Raw genomic sequence first — 22,267 nt, 5'->3', positions numbered from 1 at the left:
TATGTGAATATGGAGATGTTTTGTAAATACAACCTAGGAGGGACTAACGAATGGAACGCATCGAATCTCAGCAGCAATATCAGGATTTAATTAACGGTGACGGTCTGACCGTCGTGAAATTTGATACAACCTGGTGTCCGGATTGCAAGACACTGGATAAATTTATGGACGGCATTATTGAAGAAAACGCGGATAAGCGTTTCTTTGCGCTTGATGCGGAGAAATTCCAGCCGATTGCCGACGAAAATCAAGTGCGCGGCATTCCGAGTCTGCTCGTGTTCCGAAATGGCGAAAAAATTGCTCATTTGCACAGCAAATACGCTAAAACGCCAGCTCAAATCTCGGAATATTTGACTACGCTGGAATCCAAACAATAATCAGAACGCATGATAGGGGGATCGTTCAGTACGATCTATCCTTTCTGCAAAATAGTAAAAGGGATATCCAAGGCTGATCATTCAGACCCTATGGATATCCCTTTTTAGTTATTGGTTATTGGTACCAAACAATGGCTTATAAAATAATGAAAAAGAACACAGCCGCCAGCACGAAGCGGTAAATGGCGAACGTAGTCAGGCTCAAGCGTTTGAGCAGACCGAGGAATGTTTTGATCGCCAGCATCCCGACGATAAAGGAAGTAATAAAGCCTGCTGCGAACACCGGAAAATCACTCATAGACAGATGATCCATACTTTTAATCATATCAATACCCGATGCACCCAGCATGACCGGAACCGATACGAGGAATGTAAATTCCGCGGCTGCCGTATGACTTACACGTGCGAATAGGCCCCCAGACATGGTTGAGCCTGAACGGGAGAAGCCTGGCCATAGAGCTAGGACTTGGAACAGACCGATGGTAAAAGCCTGTTTGTACGTGATCTCATCCAACGTATGTGATCTAATGGGCGGATGAAATTTCTCGGCCGCAATCATCAACAGGCCTCCGATGACTAAACTATAGAGAACCGTTTCAGGACCAAACAGGTATTGCTTAATTACATCACGGAACAGTACGCCAATTAGCCCAGCTGGGATCATGGCTAAAATAATATGTAACAGGTTTAGACGTGGCTGACTCGAGATTTTGCGTCTGAAATCAAACAGGCTCAGGAATCTGCGCCAGTATAATACGACGACTGCCAGCACAGCACCTAATTGCACGATAACCTCAAACGTTTTGACCGTATCATTCTCTGTGTTTAATCCTAGAAGATCAGCCGTGAGGATCATGTGACCCGTCGAAGAGACCGGCAAAAACTCTGTCAGCCCTTCAATAATTCCCATAATAATAGAAGATAAAATATCCACTTTACTAGCTCCTCCTTACACGCGTGCAGGGCAAACGACCTAAGCCGTTTGCCCTGGAGATATGTCATTTCAGTAGGAGTGAACACAAGTGTCAAGTGCAAAGATAAACGCTCAGGTCACACGGTTCATTCCCGGGAAGAAGTGTCCGATTCTGCTTCCAATTCAGATGCGGGGGATGTGTAGTGTAAAATAATCTCCACCCGACGAATACGATTTTTACCCATTTCACGAATGATAAATTTCACATCTTCTTCTATGAATTCCTTGCCCTGTCTAGGTTCCGGAACCCGGCTATACACCCACCCTCCGACAGTATCCACGTCTTCATCGTCCAATGTCAAGCCAGTCAGATCACTCAGATCGGAAAGCATCACTTTACCATCCATCAAATAACTGTTCTCCGTCAGTTTCTCGATTTCCTTCCGTTCATCCTTATCAAATTCGTCCCGAATTTCGCCAACAATCTCCTCCAAAATGTCCTCGATGGTAATGAGACCGGAGGTTCCACCGTATTCATCGACCAGGAGAGCGATATGAACCTGCTCCTTCTGCATACGTTTCAGCAGTGTGTTGACGGGGATAACTTCCGGAACGGTCAAGATCGGTTGAATCAGGCTGTCGAAAACAAGCTCGGGATTGCGATCATACTCAAGGAATAGCTGTTTGGTATTAATCATACCAATGATCTGATCCTTGCTATCTGTCGCCACCGGAAAACGGGTATACTGCTCTTCGTGAATAGTCAGCATGTTTTCTTTTAGCGAGCGATTCGTAAACAAGCATACCATATCTGTACGTGGCACCATAATTTCTTTGGCAACGGTCTCGTCAAAAGCAAAGATACGATTTACGTAGCCATATTCGGTGTTATTGATCTTACCACTTTCCACGCTTTCGGACAAAATGATCTGAATTTCTTCCTGAGAGTGCGCTTCTTCATGCTCACTAGCCGGTTGAAGACCAAACAGACGAACCAGACGATTGGCCGAGCCGTTAAGGAGCCAAATAAACGGATACATAATCCGGTTAAACCACACGATGACTGGAGAGGTTAACAAACTGACAGCTTCCGCTTTGCGGATCGCCAATGTTTTGGGAGCCAGTTCGCCGATCACCACGTGCAGGTAAGTTACAATGACGAATGAAATAATAAAGGCCAGGATATGTGAAAAATCCCCATTGATGTTGAGCTGTTGAAAGAGAGGCTCCAGCAATTTGACTACGGTCGGTTCACCGAGCCAGCCGAGTCCCAACGCTGTAATCGTAATACCAAGCTGACAGGCGGACAGGTAGCCGTCCAGATTATTGACGACCTTTTGTAGCGCCAGTGCGTTTTTACGGTTCTCCACAACCAGCTGATCGACCCGGCTGGAACGGATTTTAATAATCGCAAACTCGGTAGCCACGAAGAAAGCACTAAATAAAATCAACACCGCAAACAAAAATAGACTGACACCTATACCCATATAATTTTCACTCATCCCTTTTTCGTTCAATTTTTTTAAGGAACTCCATTTTAAGTTCACTTGAACTTATTTTAAGAACTTAAAAGAAAATATACAAGGTTCATATGGAATCGTAGCAGGTCGCCTACCTCCAATTTACACAGAAAATAAGGCATAATAGAACCCGCACGTCTCATTGCTTCACTTTACAAGCCTAGTTTGAGGGCGTATGATGAGTTCAAATGAACTTGAAATGTAATAAAGGGAGGAAAGCAGATGGAGTCTTTTACCCTTACTCGTCGTGATATGGCCCATTTGCTGCTGGCCATGGAAGGTCGCCGCGAATTGCAGCCTTTGGCCGTTCTGCAGGACGCCTGGAGGCGCACTCATAGCCATCTCGCCCGCTCCGGGAGCGCGATGCCGACATTTTTATACACCGATGTGACACCTGTGCTAGATAAAATCATCAAGGGTAAGCACAGCGCAGCCTTTTCGCTGCAAGAGATTGTTTCCCTGGGACAACTAGTCGAGTACAGCCATGTGTCACTAGCATCTATGCAAAATTGGGTCAAACGCGACTTCAAGGAATTTCTCGGCGCTCCGAAGATCGGCAAAAAATACTCGGTCAACCAGGCAGCTATATTGCTCATTGTAGAAGATTTAAAATCATGTCTTGATTTTGAATCCATTCGTCAGCTATTTCATATCCTGTTCCAACAGCCCGAAGATGATACGGACGATCTGATTCAGCCGGTCGATTTGTACGCTGCCTACTCAACTTTGTTTGAGGAGCTGGATGCGAACGGAGACCAACTGCTCGATGTTGCTGGTGCAGGCTATGTAAAGGATAACGGAGATTCCGTTACAGTACAGCAGCGTCAGGAAGGTGCGACAGAGGAGTTGCTGGTTCAGGCGGCTGATCAATACACCAGTCGTTTACAGCATTTGACCCCTAACCAGTGTGAAGCAGTGCGTAATACTTTGCTGGTGGCAGCAGTAGCGGTGCAAAATAGTTATTTTTTGTCCATGGCACGTCGGTATGTGAATGCGACGTTGTTTCTGGACTTCCAAGGGTAAATAAGGATTGGCACTAGAAGCCAATCCTATTTTTTTACTCTTTTTAGAGGATTGTCTACCCTTTTGGAGACTGAAAAAGTATACAAAAGAGGTATATACACTAAAACGCTGTCAAAGATACAATAAACATATATAATCCAGCAATTGGAAAAACTTTGAATATCTCTTCCAAAGCATCTGGATACACACACAGGAGGTAATGGCATGTCCGATGTCTCCATCATCATTTGTACCCGCAACCGGATCGAAGACCTGACACGCTGTATACAATCTATTGCAGTACAGCAGCAATTGGAGCATACGGCTGTAGAACTGCTGATTGTTGATGACGGCGATATTTCCGACCAACAGATCGAGCAGTACCGTCACATGGTATCCGGATTGCCTCAAAGCGTTTTGAAATATTATAAAAAAAGTCGTCCCGGCGTTTGGTTATCTCGCTATGAGGCCTTGTCCCTTGTGCGGTATGATATTGTGCTGTATTTTGACGACGATGCAGAACTGGACGATAAACTCTATATCCGGCGCTTGCTCGATACCTATGATCAGGATAAAACGATTGTGGGTGTTGGAGGGATTGCAAAGGGATTACATTCGAGCCGGGCAGGAAAGCTGCTGGGCGTTTTGACATTTCAGATGTCTTCATCCCTCGGCAAGCTCTCGCCTAGTAGTCTGGCAGGTTCTTTGCTGCGATGGGGCGAAGCAACAGAGGTTTTCGATACAGAATTTTTCCATGGCTGCAATATGTCATTTCGGAGGGATGCGCTTCGGGACATGAAGCCGTATCCGTGGATGACCAGTTATGCCGTGGCTGATGATTTGTACATGTGCCAGTTAGCGAGCCGTTACGGCAAATTGGTTATCAATCCTGACTTAACCATTATTCATCATGAATCTCCAAGCTCGCGCGATAAGGCGGGCAAAGTAGCCAAGGCTACAGCGATTAACCACTATTATTTTCTTGCTTTGAAAAAGGCTGGAGTGATTCAGTATGGAGCCCTTTTATGGACCTTATCCTACTTGATGCTCAAAGAAACGCTGCGTCGCAATTTTAATGCCGCAGATGGATACAAGCAGGGGGTGTTGTTCATTCTGAACCCGCGCAAGCAAAAATATAACGAATATTTAGGCCCGGCGGTTCAGTAATCTGTTTTTTTACACATTGACAGGATAAAGGGGGAGTATGATGTTAAGCTTGTCCATTGCTCTGTGCACCCGAAATCGGGTTGACGATCTGACCCGATGCATCAATTCAATTGCCATTGGGGGAGCACCGGAGGCATGTGAAACCGAGCTATGGATTATTGACGACGGAGAACTGCCGAAGCATGTGCTGGAACGCTATGAGCGTCAGTTGGGCGGAGCGGGAATTACCTACCGATATCATCGTAAGGAGCAGCCGGGATTATGGTTATCTCGTGTAAAGACAGCTGAACTTGCGCAGGGTGACATTATTTTGTTCCTTGACGATGATGTTGAGTTGCCGAGCAACTATTTAAATGAGTTGATGCGTACCTATGAGATTTACCCGCAGGCTGCTGGTGTCGGCGGTATTGCACAGGGAATGAGTAACAGCTTCATGGGAACGATTCGATGCTTGCTGTCATTCCAGCAGTCTTTGTCCAAAGGGAGGTTGTCCCTCAGCGGTCAGTCCGGCTCGATGTATAACTGGCATAAGGCCAAGAAGACGTTTAGAACCCAGTTTTTTCATGGCTGTAATATGTCATTTCGCCGTGAGGCGATTCGCAGTCTAGAGCCGGTACCTTGGTTGCAAAGCTATAGCGTAGGCGAGGATCTGTTACTTTCGCGCATCGCAATGAAAAGCGGCCCATTGTACATTAACCCGGCGCTTACGCTGCTTCATCACGAATCGCCGTCCTCACGCGACAATATGGAGCAGGTTACTTATATGCGGGTGATGAATCATATTCATTTACTGCGTGATGAGGGATCTGGGCCGATTGGTTATGCAGCGCTATACTGGACGACGTTGTATCAGATTTTGAGAGAAAAGCCCAAGAAAAATCATACTGCCATTCAAGGCTATAGAAGAGCGTTGAAAGCGATCTTTTCAAGTCCAAAGGAGCTTGTTGGCGGGGGGCAGTTGCCTGAACGCAATTCCAAAAAAACGGTAGGCTGATGGAGGTGCGTCAAAAGACGCGATGCGAGCATAGAGACGAGAGGCTTAATAAGGAACAGGAGTTGGACGTAACATGAGCACATGGACAGCAGCAAGGAAAGTATTCACGGGTGACAGTCTCGCCAAAACGATCATGCGCACGAGCTTTAACAATTTTTTTGTGCTAATCGTTACGACCCTGACTTCCATCCTGACCGCACGTATGCTCGGAGTAGAGGGGAAAGGAGAACTGGCGGCAGTTCTGTTCTGGCCTACGCTGATCGGCAGTGTGTTGAGCTTCGGGTTACCAACGTCGTTAATTTATAACATCAAGAAGAAAACAGGCACGACGGAAGAATTGCTGGCGTTGTCGCTCTGGATTCAGTTGCCTGCCAGCTTGTTGGCGGGAGCTGTGGCCTGGATATGCATGCCGCTGTGGCTGAATGGTTATGGTGCGGACATCATCCAACTGTCCCAGCTTTATTGTGCGGCAGCCATACCGCTGGCAGTGCTTACAGCGCTGACGACAGCATTGTCGCAAGGGCTGGATCGATTTAGCGTATATAACGGCCTGTTGTTTTACTACCCACTACTGAATTTCATCGGTCTGGTGACACTGTGGCTGATGGGCTTGCTCAATGTGCAACTGGCTGGAGCAGTGAATTTTGCCGCGAGTTTCCTTGCACTAGTGTGGGCGTTCCTCCGTTTGCGCAAGTATATGAATTTGCGTACTTTCCGCCCATTTACCAGCCGCCAAGTGCTTCGTCCTTATTATAGCTATGGAGCGAGGGTTTACGGGATGGAGTTGATGGGGACGCTGTCCACACAAACGGACAAAATCGTTATTGTGGCACTGCTATCACCCAAAGCGTTCGGCCTGTACTCTGTCGTCTACGCCTTGTCTCGTGTGTTCAATGTAGTGCAAAATGCCGTCACTAACGTTACCTTTCCAAAGGTTACGGGAATGGAGCACAGCAAGATTGTCGAAACGGTAGGACGTGCTTTTCGCATCTCTATGGCTGCGATGCTAATCGTCATTGTGCCTGCTCTCTTCATTGGACGATACATGCTGGGTTTGCTGTACGGCCCCGCTTTTCTGGAAGCATCGCTAACGTTCTACCTGCTGTCACTGGAATGTATCATTGGTGGCGGCTCATGGATTCTGGCTTCGGCCTTTAACGCGCTGGGGCGTCCGGGACTGGTATTGTTCCGGCAAATTGTAGCCTATGCGATCACCGTCGGTCTGTTTTTTATTTGTACACCGATCTTCGGTCTGGATGGCATTGCGATTGCTTTGCTTGTAGGCGCTTGTGTTCGGTTGGCGTTCTCACTGTTCTCGTTCCCCATGTTTTTCAATGTTCCGCTATCACGGATCATTTTTGATAAAAGTGATATTACATTCGTCATTCAGACAATACAAAAGAAGCGCAGGAAGGGAGAACTGAAAGATGCCGAATTTGCATCCCATGGCTAAACTGAAAAACAAGCTGAGCGTCATTCTCGACGTAGTCCCCCAAGGTTCGAACATCATTTATGTCGACTATCCCGTCTATAATAACGGTGGGGATGTACTCATCATGAAAGGCACTGAGGCGTTCTTCAAGGATAATGGCATCCGTGTCCGTGCCCGTTATAGCGCCATGGATATTCCCGATCAGCTTCAAATCCCGGGTGACTGGATTATCGTGTGTCACGGCGGCGGCAACTTCGGCGATCTCTATTCAAATCACCAAAATTTGCGGGAACGCATCGTTCGCGATTTCCCTAACCACCGAATTGTGATTATGCCGCAAACGATCCACTTTCAATCTGAACAGAAGGCTAATGAGGTCGCTGCCCTGTTTAATGCTCACCCGGATCTACATATGTTTGTGCGGGATACTCGCTCTTATCAGTGGGCTAAGGACAAGCTGAACCAGTGCAGTATCACACTATGTCCTGATATGGCGCACCAGCTCTGGCCATTGAAGCCGACTACGGAAACCGTGAAGGACGTACTGTACTTCCTGCGTACGGATATTGAAACGGTGGGGGGCCAAAAAAAATTCGATGACGAGGCTGATGCCTCACACCGTCTGGACTGGGATACTTTATTCACTCCGCTGGAAGTGAAGGGGATCGTCTATTTCCAAAAGTTTTACCGACTGAATAAGAAAATCGGCGGCCCGTTGCCTACCCGTACATTCTGGTACAAGTACACCGACCATCTCATGAACAAGGCGGTTACGCTGTTCAGTTCTTATCGCGAGGTTCGCACTTCACGGCTACACGGTCACATTCTGGCCTGCCTGCTTGATATGCCGCACGTTGTCATTGACAATTCCTACGGCAAGAACTCGCAATATTATAATACCTGGACACACCCGAATCCAAAGGCGAAGCTGTTTAGTGAAGCTCCAAGTGCGTTGGAGCAGCCATCTTAATAGTAAGAAAAATTATTTTCAAAAGCCTCCTGATCATTGAAATGATTTAGGAGGCTTTTATATAGAGACAAAATCATTTAATGTGATAAATAATAAAGGCAGTGTATATTTAATGACTTAATCTAAAAGAGTAGGACGCCCCCGTAGAGGTCTTTATTGCGCCAATTTCCCCCCCAAAAAACGTCGCTTTATTTTGACAATTCATTTCATGAATAGATATAATTTATGGGATAAAACTTGCAGAAAACCGGGAAATCCCACAGTTTTTGCACCGCATCACATATTACATGGCAGTACATCACATGAAAATATATTTATTTTAATGAATCGAGGCTGACGAATGAGTAATCAATCGATGGACATGCTTCTCACGAAGGATATCGTGCGTGAAGGGGAGTCTATTTTGCGTACGAAGGTTGATCCGGTATGCTTGCCACTATCTGAAGAGGATCTTCAACAGATGCAATGGATGCTGGATTATCTGAAAAATAGCCAAAATGAAGAGCTGGCTACCCGCTATGAACTGCGCCCGGGTGTGGGGTTATCTGCAAACCAGGTAGGTTTGAACAAAAGAATGTGCGCTATTTATTATGAAGATGGAGACAAAACGGTAGAGTATGCGTTGTTTAATCCGAAGTTAGTCAGCCACTCCACGTCCATGATTTATTTGGAGCAGGGTGAGGGGTGCTTGTCGGTAGATCGGTACGTAGCCGGATATGTACCGCGTTACGAAAAAATTCGTATTAAGGCCACTTTACCAGACGGAACACAGGAGCTATTGACGTTCAAAGGTTATGCAGCGATTGTTGTACAGCATGAAATGGACCATTTGGATGGTATTATGTTCTATGACCGTATCAACCCGGAAGATCCGCACAAGCTACCGCAGGGAGTGCATATCGAACCTTTTGTACGTAAATAGTTTAGGAATCGTAAAGTGTGGTGACTCTGTTCGCCACATTTTTTAAATTTTGCAAAAAACATAGATATAGAGGTTACGAAGCATTAAACTGGATACATACATATAGGTCGAGATGGAGGATGTGAAAACACGCAAAAAATGTAAGCGCTTATCTTGTGGGAGGGATGGCATGAATCGTGGAGTATGGCTTCTGATGAGTAATATGCGTATGCGGAATAAGCTGCTGTTCTCCTACGTACTAATTGTCATGATTCCGGTGCTGGTGGTTGGCGGCTGCGTAACTTTTTATTTGCGAGAGCAGGCATTGAATAGTGCAATTGCCCAGACGGTAAACAATGTGGAAAAGATCAAAAGCCAGACGGCAAATTTACTACGTGTGCCAACGGATATTTCAAATGGGTTGATGTTCGATAAAAGGCTGAGGGAAATGGCAAACCGACGGTATCCGGGTATGGTAGAGCTGATGAATGCGTATCATCAATACAAGGATTTTAATGAGTACACTCAGCAATATAGAGAGGTTGCTACCATTCGGTTCTATTCGTACAATCCGACGCTTGTCAATAATCTGGAGTTTATTCCAGTGGACTCTAACATTGAGCGGCAACAGTGGTTCCAGACGGCATTGAAGGGGACGGCGATTAACTGGTTTTACATTCAGGATAAGGAAGATAATCCGGTTAATCGCCTGAGCCTGATACGGCAAATTCCATTTCCTGAATACAATACCAAGGGAATTCTGATGATATCGCTGAGTCAGACCGAGTTGAATCATATGCTGAGCAAGGAGCCTTTTGAAACATTGATTACGGATCGTAACGGGATTGTGGTCGCAGCTACTCGCCCGCAGTCGGTGGGGCAGACGTTGGGCGATTTACATTTGGGCTTTGATGTCCAGCGTGCGGGTAAGGGGATATATGAAGCGAAAATCAACGGAATACCCTCCAACATCATTGTGGATGAGCTGCTGCCCGCCTCCAGTGTGAGCGGATTTACGATTATTTCAGTGTTTTCAACGGAGCATATTGTACAGGGAGCCAATCGAATCAGTCTGATTGGTGCTTTATGTGTCCTTGCAGTGCTGATTATGGCACTGATTCTGATCACCATCATTTCCTGGCTGATTACCAAACGCCTTCAGCGGTTGAGCTATGAGCTGGGTAAGGTAGCCGCGGGCGATTTTCATGTGGTATCGAGTGTGGAGGGAAGGGACGAGATCGGGGATTTATCCCGCCGTTTCAACTATATGGTGAGTAGTATTCGCCAACTCATGGCGCAGGTCTATGAGACGAGTGAGCACAACAACAGGCTGGAATTGGCACAAAAGGATATCAAGTTAAAAATGATGGCCAGCCAAATTAATCCACACTTTCTGTTTAATGCATTAGAATCTATTCGAATGAAAGCACATCTGAATGGGGAAGCGGAAATTGCAACGACGGTGCGTTTGCTTGGCAGGCTGATGCGCCGGAATCTGGAGATTGGCAGTGGTAAAACGACGGTACTACAGGAGCTGGATATGGTGCGATCCTATTTGCAAATTCAGCAGTTCAGATTTGGAAATCGCTTGATCTATGAAGTGAATTTGGAAGAAGATGCGACGGACATGTCGATTCCTCCCTTAATCATACAACCGCTGGTGGAAAATGCGGTCATTCATGGACTGGAAAATAAGGAAGAGCCGGTTACCGTGAAGGTAAATATTGCAATAGAACAAAGAAAGTTGAAAATTAAAGTAGAAGATGACGGGATCGGCATGGAAGCTGGGCAACTGACCCGTCTGCTAGCTCGGATCAGGGGGACGGATGAGCCAGAAGGGAGCAGTATTGGCCTGCGTAATGTACATCAACGTCTGACATTGATGTATGGTGAACGTTATGGATTGCATATTGAAAGCGCATTACAAGTAGGAACAACCGTATACTTTTCCATACCAAGGGAGGAAGAGTCGAATGTATAAAGCGATGATTGTAGATGACGAGCCAGCGATTCGTGAAGGATTGTCCTCCATTATTGACTGGGGGGATTGTGGCTTCCGTATTGTCGATACGGCAGGGAATGGACGCGAGGCTCTGGATAAGTTCGGAGAGCATCGGCCGGAGCTAGTCATTGTAGATATTCGTATGCCCGGGATGAGTGGACTGGAGGTTATACGTAGTATACGTGAAAAGAACGGGGAGCCGTATCATTTTCTCATATTAAGCGGATATGCAGACTTTGATTATGCACGGCAAGCCATGGGCTTCGGAGTAGATGGCTATCTACTGAAGCCAGTTGATGAGGAAGAAATGACGACAGAGTTGAAGCGGGTACGGCAAAACATTGAGGATGAGAAAGAAGTCGGCAAATGGGGAAGTCCGCCTTCTCATGAGCGTAATTGGATCGAAGCTCTATTGTTTCCGGTTCATCGAGAGTATACTCGTAATGCTGTAGAAAGCAGCGATTCTCTGCACAGAGCATCCAAGCAGGCTGAACATCAAAGCGGTAACGGAAAATATGGACAACAGCCAGCGTTACCAGACTTGGACTGGAGTAGCTATCAGGTTATTCTGCTGGATTTACGTATACCTGACTGGGATCGGCAAGCCCGGCAGTCGGCAGCAAAGCAGCGACTAACAGAAATGTGCCATGAGCAAGGCAGAGGTATCGTGTTTGAGGCTGGAATATATATGGGTCTTTTGCTTCCCGCCACGTTAAAAACGGAGAGAGATGCTGTTCAGTTACTAGCTGCTTGGCGACAGGAGCTAAAGGCGTGGGCTACGGAAATTTATGTGGCTGCCGGTGATCCTGTAGCCAGTCTTAGCGACATTCCCAGATCTTTTGAGCAGGCACTACGATTGTTAGAGCGTACGTTTTTGTTCCGGGCAGAAAGAGTCATGCTTTCCGGAGACCTACACAAATTGGAGACAGTCGAGACTGAAATGAGTGGAACGTCTGATAGTGCCACAGATGATCCCCTACGTTATGCAGAAAAGCTGTACTATGCGCTAGATATGGCTAATAGTGAAGCTGCAACCCGTGTCATTAAGGAAATGGAAGGCCAATTTCCACGGATTTATCGTACAGAATCCGCAATCAAGGCGGCGTTCGCCCAAACATTCACACTGGCGTTGAACAAGTATGCAGCCGGACAGGATCACAGCCGAACCGTGCTGGAGGAGCACTCCAGCTTTATAACCGATGTATATGCTTATTCCACATTGGGCGAGCTGGTGGATCACTCGCTGGAGCATGTGTTGCAATGGATTGGACAGACTGATCCCGGTGGCAAGGACATCATCATGAAACAAATGATTGACTTTATTCATAGTCATTATGATGAAAATTTGCGATTGGAGTTACTGGCAGATATGTTTAATTACAATAGTGGCTATTTGGGCAAATTGTTCAAAAGTCATACTGGCGAGGCCTTTAATGCCTACCTGGATAAGGTGAGGATTGAGCGAGCAAGGGAGTTGCTTGCACAAGGAATTAAGGTACACCAGGTGGCGGAACGCGTAGGGTATGCGAACGCAGATTATTTTCATAGTAAATTTAAAAAGTATGCTGGAATGTCACCTTCCTCCTATCGAAATCGGGTTCAAAAGAACGGAGGAACAGATGGCTGTTGATAGAATCCTAGGTATAACGCTATGAAGTCTCTCTTGCAGATGTCGGAGGTACAACCTCCGAACGAAGAGAGGCTTTTTTTGCATGATGAAAAAAAGATAGATCAATAGGAAATGTCACATTTATTATGGGATTTAGGCTGTTTTCATCAAATCGCCATCGTTATGACACAGCTTTGACACGATGTTCACATTTTCGATTCTATTTCATTTAAATTTATTCTATATAATGGGGATAATCTGAAGCCGGATCATGACACCATGGTGAAGGTAGTTGAGTGAGTCATTTTCTAAAAGGTGACCGCTGCATATGTAAGAATGTGAATACTGTCACAAATGTAGAAGACTTCAGATTACAGACACTATAAATCAATGTTAAGAGAAGTACAGGGGGAGGAGCAACATCATGGACGTATTGGATTTGGCACGGTTGCAGTTTGCAACCACAACGATTCTTCACTTTGTTTATGTGCCGATCTCCATTGGATTGTCGTTATTGGTGGCAATTATGGAGACTATGTATGTTATTAAGAAAAATGACTTGTACAAAAAAATGGCTCAATTCTGGGGAACGTTTCTGCTGATTAACTTTGCACTGGGCGTAGTCACCGGGATTTTGCAAGAATTTCAGTTCGGGATGAACTGGTCGGACTTTTCCCGTTTTGTGGGTGATGTATTTGGTACGCCGCTGGCGATTGAAGCGCTGCTTGCATTTTTCCTGGAATCGACCTTTATCGGATTATGGGTATTCGGTTGGGAAAGATTGTCCAAAACGGTCCATTTAATCTGTATGTGGTTGGTATCTATCGGTACGATGTTATCGGCATTGTGGATTCTAGCTGCTAATTCATTCATGCAGCGTCCAGTAGGATATGAGATTCAAAATGGACGTGCAGAAATGAAAGATTTTGCTGCTCTGCTAACGAATGAACAACTGTTATGGGAATTCCCACATACATTGTTTGCTGCTTTTGCGACAGGAGCATTTCTGATCGCGGGTATCAGTGCATGGAAGCTGATGCACAAAAAGAATATGGACTTTTTTAAACCTTCTTTTAAATTGAGTATTATTGTTGCCTTAATCAGTGCCATTGCTATTCCTTTGTTTGGTCATGGACAGGCTCAATATTTGGTGAAAACACAACCGATGAAGATGGCTGCCAGTGAGGGATTATGGGAGAACAGTGGTGACCCCGCTCCTTGGACCGTTATCGCATGGATTGATCCTGGAAACAAGGGAAATACCTTTGAGATTAAAGTTCCTTTTGCTTTGAGTTTTCTATCCTATAGTAAATTTACCGGCTCTGTGCCTGGTATGAATGAGCTGCAAGCCCAATATGAAAAAACGTATGGTCCGGGCGATTATATCCCGCCAGTACGTACCACGTTTTGGAGCTTCCGCATTATGATTGCGGCTGGATGTGGCATGATTGCACTCGCCTTATACGGGGCTTACCTGACGTTCCGTAAAAAGCTGGAAGGTTCACATCGCTGGTTCTTCCGTCTGATGATATGGGGGATATCCCTTCCATTCATTGGGAATACTTCAGGTTGGATCATGACTGAAATAGGTCGCCAACCGTGGACGGTATTTGGTTTGCTTCAAACGAAAGATTCTGTTTCGCCTACCGTTGTGGCAGGAGAAGTGCTATTCTCGTTCATCTCATTTACTACATTGTATTTAATTTTAACAGGTGTGCTGGCGTTTCTGTTTTACCGTACGGCTCGTAAAGGTCCAGATATTGAGCCACATCAGCAAACGGTAATTCATGATCCTTTTGCTCAAGGGGGTGACACCATTGTCGCTAAATGATTTATGGTTCTTATTGATCGCTGTGCTGTTTACCGGCTTCTTTTTTCTGGAGGGCTTTGATTTTGGCGTAGGAATGGCCACAGGATTGGTGCCGCGTAACGACCAACAAAAACGTTTGATGATCAATACGATTGGTCCATTCTGGGATGCCAACGAAGTGTGGCTGATTACAGCAGCAGGTGCAATGTTTGCCGCTTTTCCGCATTTTTATGCGACTATGTTCAGCGGATATTATCTCGTATTTGTGTTTATTTTGCTAGGTTTGATCTTGCGTGGAGTTTCTTTTGAGTTCCGCGGAAAGGCTGAAGGAAAATGGTGGACAGGAACGTGGGATGCCTGCATTCTGATTGGCAGCTTTCTACCGCCGATGCTGTTCGGTATGGCTTTTGCGGCTTTGGTGAAAGGTGTACCTATTCAGCAAAACATGGATTTGAAAGCTGGATTTTCCGATGTATTCAATGGATATACCGTATGGATTGGACTGACAGTGGTCGGAATGTGCCTAATGCACGGACTGACGTTTATTTCTCTGCGGACGATTGGAGAAGTACGGGATCGTGCTCGCGTGATGGCATCCAAATTTCTTCCGGTATTGGGCATTTTACTTGCGGGCATGGTGGTATGGACTTATTTTGCAACGGATTTATTTGCGCGTCGCGGTCCCTTTATGTATGCTGCGGTAGCAGTCGGAATTGTCGCCTATGTGCTGACGTGGTACTTCCTGAAGCAGCGCCGTGAAGGATGGGCCTTCGGGATGACAGGTGCAGTGATTTTGCTGACCTTCGTTTCGTTATTCGTCGGTTTGTTCCCAAGATTTATGGTGAGCTCGATTAACAGTGCTTTTGATTTGACGATTTATAATGCAAGCTCCAGTCATTACACCCTGAAAGCCATGACGATTGTTGCAGCAACGCTTTTACCCTTTGTGCTGGCTTATCAGGCGTGGAGCTATTTTGTTTTCCATAAGCGTCTCAGTGAGAAGGATCATTTGGAATACTAATGGATAAGGCATGGTTTGAATTAAAGGGCATTCGGCCAGTGATGCTGCTACTGGCTGCCCTTTCCCTGCTCCAGGGGGCCGCGGTGATTGCACAAGCAGTCTTCTTGGCAAAGGCTGTTACGATTTTGTTTGAACAAAATCCGCTGGTGATGGCTTGGCCGTCGCTGGCGTTGTTTTTCGCTGCTTTTGCAACGAGGCATACGGCGATCTGGCTGCAACGCCGGACAGCAGGCCGTTTTGCTGAAGCTTCAGGCGCTTCCTTACGGGAGCGTCTGCTTGCACGTTTGTTCGAACGGGGGCCGGGTTTTGCAGCGCAGGAAGGTAGCGGCAAGTTGGTGACGCTGGCGCTGGACGGCATGGATCGTTTTCGCACGTATTTGGAACTGTCCATTCCTCGAATGATTGACATGATGGCTGTCACTATACTTGTACTTGTGTATGTTTTCACATTGGATGTCATTTCAGGTGTGATTTTGACGACTACGATGCCGATCCTGGTAGGCTTCTTTATTTTGCTCGGCTTGGCAGCGCGGAAGCAGGCAGACAAGCAGTGGCGTTCCTATCGTCTGTTATCTCATCATTTCACGGATTCGCTGCGTGGACTTCAGACACTAAGGTTTTTGGGTCGTAGCCAAGAGCATGGGGAAACGGTTGGGAAGGTCAGCGACCAATACCGCACGGCAACAATGCGCACGCTGCGGGTAGCGTTTCTTTCCTCATTTGCCCTCGATTTTTTTAGTATGCTATCGGTCGCTTTTGTTGCGGTAGGCTTGGGTTTGCGCCTGATTAGTGGCTCGGTGGGTTTGGAGGCAGCGCTTGCGGTGCTTATTCTGGCCCCAGAATATTTTATGCCCATACGCCAGTTGGGATCAGACTATCATGCTTCACTGGATGGTAAGGAGGCTTGGGGAGCAATCCGCTCCATTCTCAGTAAAGAAGATGACGCGACCGAGCCGAATAAACAGGCAGCTAACGATAAAGGATTGGACATCACGGGACAGGACATTCTTGAGCTGTCCGATGTGTGCCTCCTTAATGAAGACGGTTCGGCTCGGCTTGAACATGTGTCTGCCAATGTTGAACCGCACATGAACATGATCGGCATCGTTGGAGCTAGCGGTGCAGGTAAAACGACGCTGCTTAGCCTGCTTGGCGGTTTTGCTGATCCCACTTCGGGCGAACTGCTCCTGAATGGATGCAGATTGGCTGGGGATGCAAAAGCTGAATGGCAACGGCATATTGCGTATATTCCACAGCATTCATACCTGTTTAGCGCTTCTCTGGCAGATAATATTCGTTTTTATGAACCGGAGGCATCCAACCAGCAGGTGGAGTGGGCGGTTGACGCGGTTGGACTGCGTGAACTGGTAGACGGTCTTCCGGGTGGAATGAATGAGTCCATTGGTGAAGCGGGTAGGACGTTGAGCGGAGGACAGGCGCAGCGGATTGCATTGGCGCGGGCGTTGCTCAGTAACCGTCCGGTCATTTTATTGGATGAGCCTACGGCGCATCTGGATATTGAGACAGAGTGGGAGCTAAAACAGACGATTTTATCGGTTTTGAAACACAAAAGAGTGTTTCTTGCCACCCACCGGCTACATTGGATGCCAGATATGGACTGTGTCTGGATGATGAATCAAGGTCGTCTGGAAGAAGTAGGTTCCCATCAGCAATTGATTGCCCGTAAGGGGGCATATTACCGATTGCTGACGGGGATGTCGGAAGGAGGGAACGGACGATATGAGAGTAACGGATAATAGCAGACAAGGCTGGTTTGTGACGTATCTGAGACAATATTTTTGGGCCTTTCTGCTAGCTGCTCTTTTGGGCGCGCTGGCCATTGGATGTGCGGGCGCGTTGCTTTTTACGTCCGGTCATCTGATTACCCGTTCGGCCTTAAAACCGGAAAATATATTAATGGTGTACGTTCCAATTGTGCTTGTGCGAACATTTGGTTTTAGTAAAGCGGTTATTCAGTACCTGGAACGCTTGGTAGGACATGATGCCGCACTGCGTCTGGTGTCCCGTATGCGGGTACGCTTATATCGGGCAGTAGAACCGCAGGCGCTGATGATCCGCAGCAAATTCCGTACAGGGGATTTATTGGGGTTGCTGGCAGAGGATATTGAGCAGCTTCAAAACATCTATCTGAAGCTAGTTCTGCCTGCGCTATCGGCTTTGCTGATTTATGCAGCAGGCATCTCGGCGCTCGGACGGATGGACGGAACCTTTGCCTTGCTTATGGCGCTATATGGAGGATTTTTGCTTTTTATTGCCCCAGCTATCTCACTATGGACCTCACTCGCCAAACGGCGAATGTTCAAGCAGGAACGGAGTAAAGCCTATCAGGACCTGACGGATGCTCTGTTCGGCATGAGTGATCTGGTGCTGAGCGGACGGACTGGGCATTTCCTGAGTACCTTTACACAACGGCACAATAGGGCTGCCGTGATGGAAAATTCACTTCGCCGGGGCGAGTGGCGTTCTCATTGGATGGCACAATGCGTTGTAGGCGGTGGGATTGTGATTATGACTGTGTGGGCCGGAGGCCTAGTAGCACAGAATCGTATAGAAGCCACATGCCTGGCATCCTTTGCCCTTGTGGCTTTTCCGTTGCTGGATGCCTTCGTTCGCGCTGGAGAAGCAGTGGTGCATGCACCGGAGTATCAGGATTCCCTTCGACGGTTGAAGGATTCGGAGAAAGACACACCTACACCTGTGTCATCATCGCTTCCGGTTACTGTGGATGCAGGACACCCAGCAGCAGGCGGCACAGCTGACACTATAGATGAGCAGGCTGCCGCTCTGGGATTGGGCCACGGAGGAGACCTGCTGCTGAACAACGTAAGCTACCGCTATGCGGCAACGCAGGAATGGAGCGTGCGTGGTATCTCCTTGCACGTACCGCAGGGGGGCAAGGTTGCATTGCTTGGTCGCAGTGGTGCGGGCAAGTCCACGCTACTGAATCTGATTCAGGGAGCATTGCAGCCTGATGAAGGGAGCGTCACTGTCGCAGGGATTCCCGTATACACAGGTGGAGCATACTCCAATCTATTTGCGGTGCTGAACCAGCAGCCGTATTTATTCGATACAACGGTAGCGAACAATATTCGGCTGGGACGACCCGATGCTACGCTGGATGAGGTGCGTGCAGTGACGAAGCAGGTAGGGCTTGGAACTCTAATTGATTCTTTGCCGGAGGGCTACGATACCCGAATGCATGAGACGGGCCTTCGTTTTTCCGGTGGAGAAAAACAGCGAATTGCACTGGCGCGGATTTTGCTGCAAAATCACCCGATTGTTTTGCTGGATGAGCCGACAGTGGGGCTTGACCCGCTGACAGAGCATGAGCTCATGCAGACGATGTTTCGTGTGCTGAAGGGCAAAACATTGATCTGGATCACGCATCATCTCACAGGAATGGAGCATATGGACGAGGTGATCTTTATGGAGCAGGGCACCATTTCCATGCGCGGCAGTCATGAGCAGCTGTGGCAGGAGCAGTCTCGTTACCGTAATCTGTATGAGCTGGATCATCCGAGCCTGTGAAATGAGGTATTTAAAATTTTGATTAACTTTTATATACTGGTTAGAGTTGATGCGTCACATGCAGACATTCAACTGGAGAGGCTGATATGAATGAAAACACTAATCTCTAAGCATTGGCATTTGATGCTGATTGGTTTTGTAGCCCTGAGCATGGGCGGGTTTGTCTTGTTTTATTTTCAGGGGAGCGTGTCGTCGTTTCCGGCCATTCAACCTAAACAAGCTCAGGAAGAGCCAGACAAAACTAAATATGAGATTGTTACAGTGGGTGTAAAAGGGGACGGTTTCTATCCTAAAAATATTGAAGTGAAAGCCGGCGTTCCAACCAAAATCAATTTCAAGAAAATGACATCCTTCACTTGCATTGATGAAGTGCAGTCGTTGAAGATCGGAATGGACGTTTACCTGGATCACGAAAATAATTATTTTACCGTCCAGGACTTGAAACCAGGCGTATATGAGTACAATTGCGGTATGTACATGTACTACGGGACCATCACAGTAAAATAAATCAAAAAAGCTTTCTGGCACATTGATGCCAGAAAGCTTTTTTTCCTTCAATCAATCATTAGGTTAATTGCGACAGTGTGTATATACCATCCACCACCTGTGGTGCAGTATGCATTATCCATTATCCTTTACCCTTTACCTCTGATCAGCTTACATTGCTGATCTTTTGTTTTTTACAAGACTTCTTTCAGGGAATTTACATTAGAACGGAACAGGCGGAATGTGCTGGACAAGCGAAGCGGTCGCCTTAAAGCTTTCTGCAGGAAAGCTCGCATCGCAAGCATAAACTGTCCCCGGCTTTCTACCTTTGTGTGCTTATTCAAGAAATCCGGGGACAACAGCGATGGGAAGCACCATCCGCATGCGTAGTGGCACGAATGTAATTTTTTTCATCCCATATATCTAATTTTGAACTGATTTTTCTCCTAATTCGTCGGGTATCCGCTTCCAAGCCAGCAAAGTATGATAATAGTATCTAGAGATGAGGAGGAGCTTGTTATGGGATCTTCAACTGAAACCGCTTCCAACAATAGTGCTTTGATTCCTGAATCCAATAGGGGAAGACCACGCAAGGCTCGCGGCCCGAAGCCTGACCGTGGTAAAAAAGGCTTGTGGGACAGTGTGAAGCAGCAAAAGTATCTTTATTTTATGTCCATTCCTTTCGTCATATGGGTGTTTGTTTTCAGCTATCTTCCGCTTTGGGGCTGGACGATGGCGTTTCAAAATTATAAGCCAGCCAAATCTTTTACGGACCAGAAATGGGTAGGGCTGGATAACTTTATTGAGCTATTTCAGGATGAACGATTTTATCTGGTATTACGCAATACGCTAGCGATGAGCCTGATGGGGATTGTATTTGGTTTTGTCGTACCGATCTTCTTTGCAATTCTGTTAAATGAGCTGCGTGGTATGCTGTTCAAACGGTTTGTGCAGACAATATCCTATCTCCCGCATTTTGTATCCTGGGTAGTTGTGGCCGGCTTGGTCACCAAGATGCTGTCCATTGACGGAGGCATTGTCAACGATGTATTGGTAGCGCTTCATATTGTGGATGAACCGATTCAGTTCATGGCAAAGGGGAGCTGGTTCTGGTACATTGTAACCGCTTCCGATATATGGAAAGAGACAGGTTGGAATACGATTATTTATTTAGCTGCAATCACCGGAATTGATCAAGAACAGTATGAAGCATCGCGCGTGGATGGAGCGAGTCGTTGGAGACAGATGTGGCATATTACACTGCCGGGTATCCGCTCGACGATTGCCATTCTGTTCATTATGGCGATTGGACATCTGGTGAGCAATGGTTTTGAAAAGCAGTTCTTGCTTGGCAATAGTCTTGTGACGGATTATTCCGAGGTGCTGGATCTGTACGCGCTCAATTACGGGATTAATTTGGGGCGCTTCTCTTACGGGACGGCAATTGGTATTTTCAACTCGCTGGTTAGCATTCTGCTGTTGTTTACGGCGAACGGTATATTCAAAAAACTGACCAAAGAAAGCATCATGTAGGGAGGGAGAAGCGAAATGACGAATAAGGCATTTAATGCTACCCGGTCTGAGAAGCTGTTTGACCTGTTCAACTATATCCTCATGGCTCTGATCGTGGTGTTGACGCTGTACCCGTTTCTGAACGTACTTGCGATTTCCCTGAACAATTCAACGGACACGGTTCGTGGTGGTATTTATATATGGCCCCGCCAATTTACGCTCGAAAATTACAAAACGATTTTCCAGTACGATGGCCTTCTTCAGGGACTGCAAATATCTATTCTTCGTACTTTGGTCGGGACGGTACTCGGATTGATCTGCGCATCTATGCTTGCTTTTACATTGAGTCGGGTCGAGTTTCGTGCTCGTAAGTTTATTTCTACGTTTTTGGCGTTGACGATGTATTTTTCCGGCGGGATGGTGCCCGTGTTTATTTTAATGCGGGATTTGCATCTTCTGGGCTCGTTTTGGGTGTACATTTTTCCAGGCTTAATTAGCGCATTTAACGTGTTTGTCATTCGTTCCTTTATGGATGGTTTGCCGTATGCGTTGCAGGAGTCTGCCAAACTCGATGGAGCGAATGATTTTACGATTTACTGGAGAATTATTTTGCCGCTGTGCAAACCAGTATTGGCAACGATTGCTCTTTTTCTGGCAGTAGGTCAGTGGAATGCTTGGTTTGATACGTATTTATACAACGGTGGGGCGTCGCAATGGACGACGTTACAGTATGAGCTGATGAAAATACTGCAAAGTACGCAGCAAGGCGGCTCCAGTATGACGAATAGCAATGACATGGCTAAACAAATGGCTCAAATTTCACCAGAATCGATCAAAATGGCAATCACGATTACGGTTACGCTCCCCATCCTGATGGTGTATCCGTTCTTGCAAAAGTATTTTGTAGGCGGTATGACGCTGGGGGCAGTGAAATCATAAAAGCCAGGATTCTGGCAGTAAATAGTAGTTATTTGTAGGAGAAGTCATCATAAGAATATAGGA

General features: G+C 46.6%; 18 protein-coding genes. 16 read left to right on the top strand and 2 right to left on the bottom strand.

Features of this window, described 5'->3' with window-relative positions:
* Positions 1-50: 50 nt before the first annotated feature.
* Positions 51-377 (top strand): thioredoxin family protein, encoded by a 327-nt coding sequence (locus NSS94_RS20950; RefSeq protein WP_025721930.1) that lies wholly within the window; start codon positions 51-53, stop codon positions 375-377.
* Between the two features lie 136 nt (positions 378-513).
* Here the strand turns inward: NSS94_RS20950 and bacA are convergent, their stop codons facing one another.
* Together bacA and NSS94_RS20940 are read right to left on the bottom strand one after the other, a co-directional pair.
* Positions 514-1,311 carry an undecaprenyl-diphosphate phosphatase gene (gene bacA / locus NSS94_RS20945; protein ID WP_029519259.1) on the bottom strand — a complete coding sequence of 266 codons (798 nt, stop codon included), beginning with the start codon at positions 1,309-1,311 and terminating at the stop codon, positions 514-516.
* 125 nt (positions 1,312-1,436) lie between these two features.
* Positions 1,437-2,777, bottom strand: coding sequence for a hemolysin family protein (locus NSS94_RS20940; RefSeq protein WP_176715730.1), 1,341 nt, complete (start codon positions 2,775-2,777; stop codon positions 1,437-1,439).
* 255 nt (positions 2,778-3,032) lie between these two features.
* Here NSS94_RS20940 and NSS94_RS20935 point away from each other — a divergent pair, with 255 nt between their 5' ends.
* The 15 genes from NSS94_RS20935 (at position 3,033) to NSS94_RS20865 (ending at position 22,204) form a co-directional block, all read left to right on the top strand.
* Positions 3,033-3,833: a DUF1836 domain-containing protein gene (locus NSS94_RS20935; protein WP_039273781.1), complete on the top strand. Its 801-nt coding sequence runs from the start codon at positions 3,033-3,035 to the stop codon at positions 3,831-3,833.
* Between the two features lie 204 nt (positions 3,834-4,037).
* Positions 4,038-4,979, top strand: a complete 942-nt coding sequence (locus tag NSS94_RS20930) for a glycosyltransferase family 2 protein (RefSeq protein WP_029519255.1) — start codon at positions 4,038-4,040, stop codon at positions 4,977-4,979.
* 40 nt (positions 4,980-5,019) lie between these two features.
* Positions 5,020-5,973 carry a glycosyltransferase family 2 protein gene (locus tag NSS94_RS20925; RefSeq protein ID WP_341040025.1) on the top strand — a complete coding sequence of 318 codons (954 nt, stop codon included), beginning with the start codon at positions 5,020-5,022 and terminating at the stop codon, positions 5,971-5,973.
* A 73-nt stretch (positions 5,974-6,046) separates the two neighbouring features.
* Positions 6,047-7,426: a lipopolysaccharide biosynthesis protein gene (locus NSS94_RS20920; protein ID WP_029519252.1), complete on the top strand. Its 1,380-nt coding sequence runs from the start codon at positions 6,047-6,049 to the stop codon at positions 7,424-7,426.
* Positions 7,401-8,375: a polysaccharide pyruvyl transferase family protein gene (locus NSS94_RS20915; RefSeq protein WP_069011653.1), complete on the top strand. Its 975-nt coding sequence runs from the start codon at positions 7,401-7,403 to the stop codon at positions 8,373-8,375. The genes NSS94_RS20920 and NSS94_RS20915 overlap by 26 nt, the downstream gene beginning before the upstream one ends.
* A 340-nt stretch (positions 8,376-8,715) precedes the next feature.
* Positions 8,716-9,297 (top strand): peptide deformylase, encoded by a 582-nt coding sequence (gene def / locus NSS94_RS20910; protein WP_023990342.1) that lies wholly within the window; start codon positions 8,716-8,718, stop codon positions 9,295-9,297.
* Positions 9,298-9,466: 169 nt separating this feature from the next.
* Positions 9,467-11,257, top strand: a complete 1,791-nt coding sequence (locus NSS94_RS20905) for a cache domain-containing sensor histidine kinase (protein WP_165149466.1) — start codon at positions 9,467-9,469, stop codon at positions 11,255-11,257.
* Positions 11,250-12,908: a response regulator transcription factor gene (locus NSS94_RS20900; protein WP_069011654.1), complete on the top strand. Its 1,659-nt coding sequence runs from the start codon at positions 11,250-11,252 to the stop codon at positions 12,906-12,908. Before NSS94_RS20905 ends, NSS94_RS20900 begins: the two co-directional genes overlap by 8 nt.
* Before the next feature lie 403 nt (positions 12,909-13,311).
* Positions 13,312-14,718: a cytochrome ubiquinol oxidase subunit I gene (locus NSS94_RS20895; RefSeq protein WP_069011655.1), complete on the top strand. Its 1,407-nt coding sequence runs from the start codon at positions 13,312-13,314 to the stop codon at positions 14,716-14,718.
* Positions 14,705-15,718: a cytochrome d ubiquinol oxidase subunit II gene (cydB, locus tag NSS94_RS20890; RefSeq protein WP_080710733.1), complete on the top strand. Its 1,014-nt coding sequence runs from the start codon at positions 14,705-14,707 to the stop codon at positions 15,716-15,718. Before NSS94_RS20895 ends, cydB begins: the two co-directional genes overlap by 14 nt.
* A complete protein-coding gene (gene cydD / locus NSS94_RS20885) occupies positions 15,718-17,475 on the top strand; it encodes a thiol reductant ABC exporter subunit CydD (RefSeq protein WP_069011656.1) in 1,758 nt (585 codons plus the stop codon). The genes cydB and cydD overlap by 1 nt, the downstream gene beginning before the upstream one ends.
* Entirely contained in the window at positions 17,459-19,267 is a 1,809-nt protein-coding gene (cydC, locus tag NSS94_RS20880) for a thiol reductant ABC exporter subunit CydC (protein WP_069011657.1), read from the top strand. The genes cydD and cydC overlap by 17 nt, the downstream gene beginning before the upstream one ends.
* A 90-nt stretch (positions 19,268-19,357) precedes the next feature.
* Positions 19,358-19,774, top strand: a complete 417-nt coding sequence (locus NSS94_RS20875; RefSeq protein WP_209949899.1) for a cupredoxin domain-containing protein — start codon at positions 19,358-19,360, stop codon at positions 19,772-19,774.
* Between the two features lie 498 nt (positions 19,775-20,272).
* Entirely contained in the window at positions 20,273-21,286 is a 1,014-nt protein-coding gene (locus NSS94_RS20870; RefSeq protein WP_029519240.1) for an ABC transporter permease, read from the top strand.
* A 15-nt stretch (positions 21,287-21,301) separates the two neighbouring features.
* The gene (locus NSS94_RS20865; protein ID WP_029519239.1) at positions 21,302-22,204 is read left to right on the top strand and encodes a carbohydrate ABC transporter permease; all 903 of its coding nucleotides are present in this window, start codon (positions 21,302-21,304) and stop codon (positions 22,202-22,204) included.
* The last annotated feature ends 63 nt before the right edge of the window (positions 22,205-22,267 follow it).

The sequence above is a fragment of the Paenibacillus sp. FSL L8-0644 genome (assembly GCF_038008165.1).
GTDB lineage: Bacteria > Bacillota > Bacilli > Paenibacillales > Paenibacillaceae > Paenibacillus > Paenibacillus polymyxa_D.
Note: the sequence above shows the minus strand (reverse complement) of the source record. Positions and strands in the feature narration are given on the sequence as shown.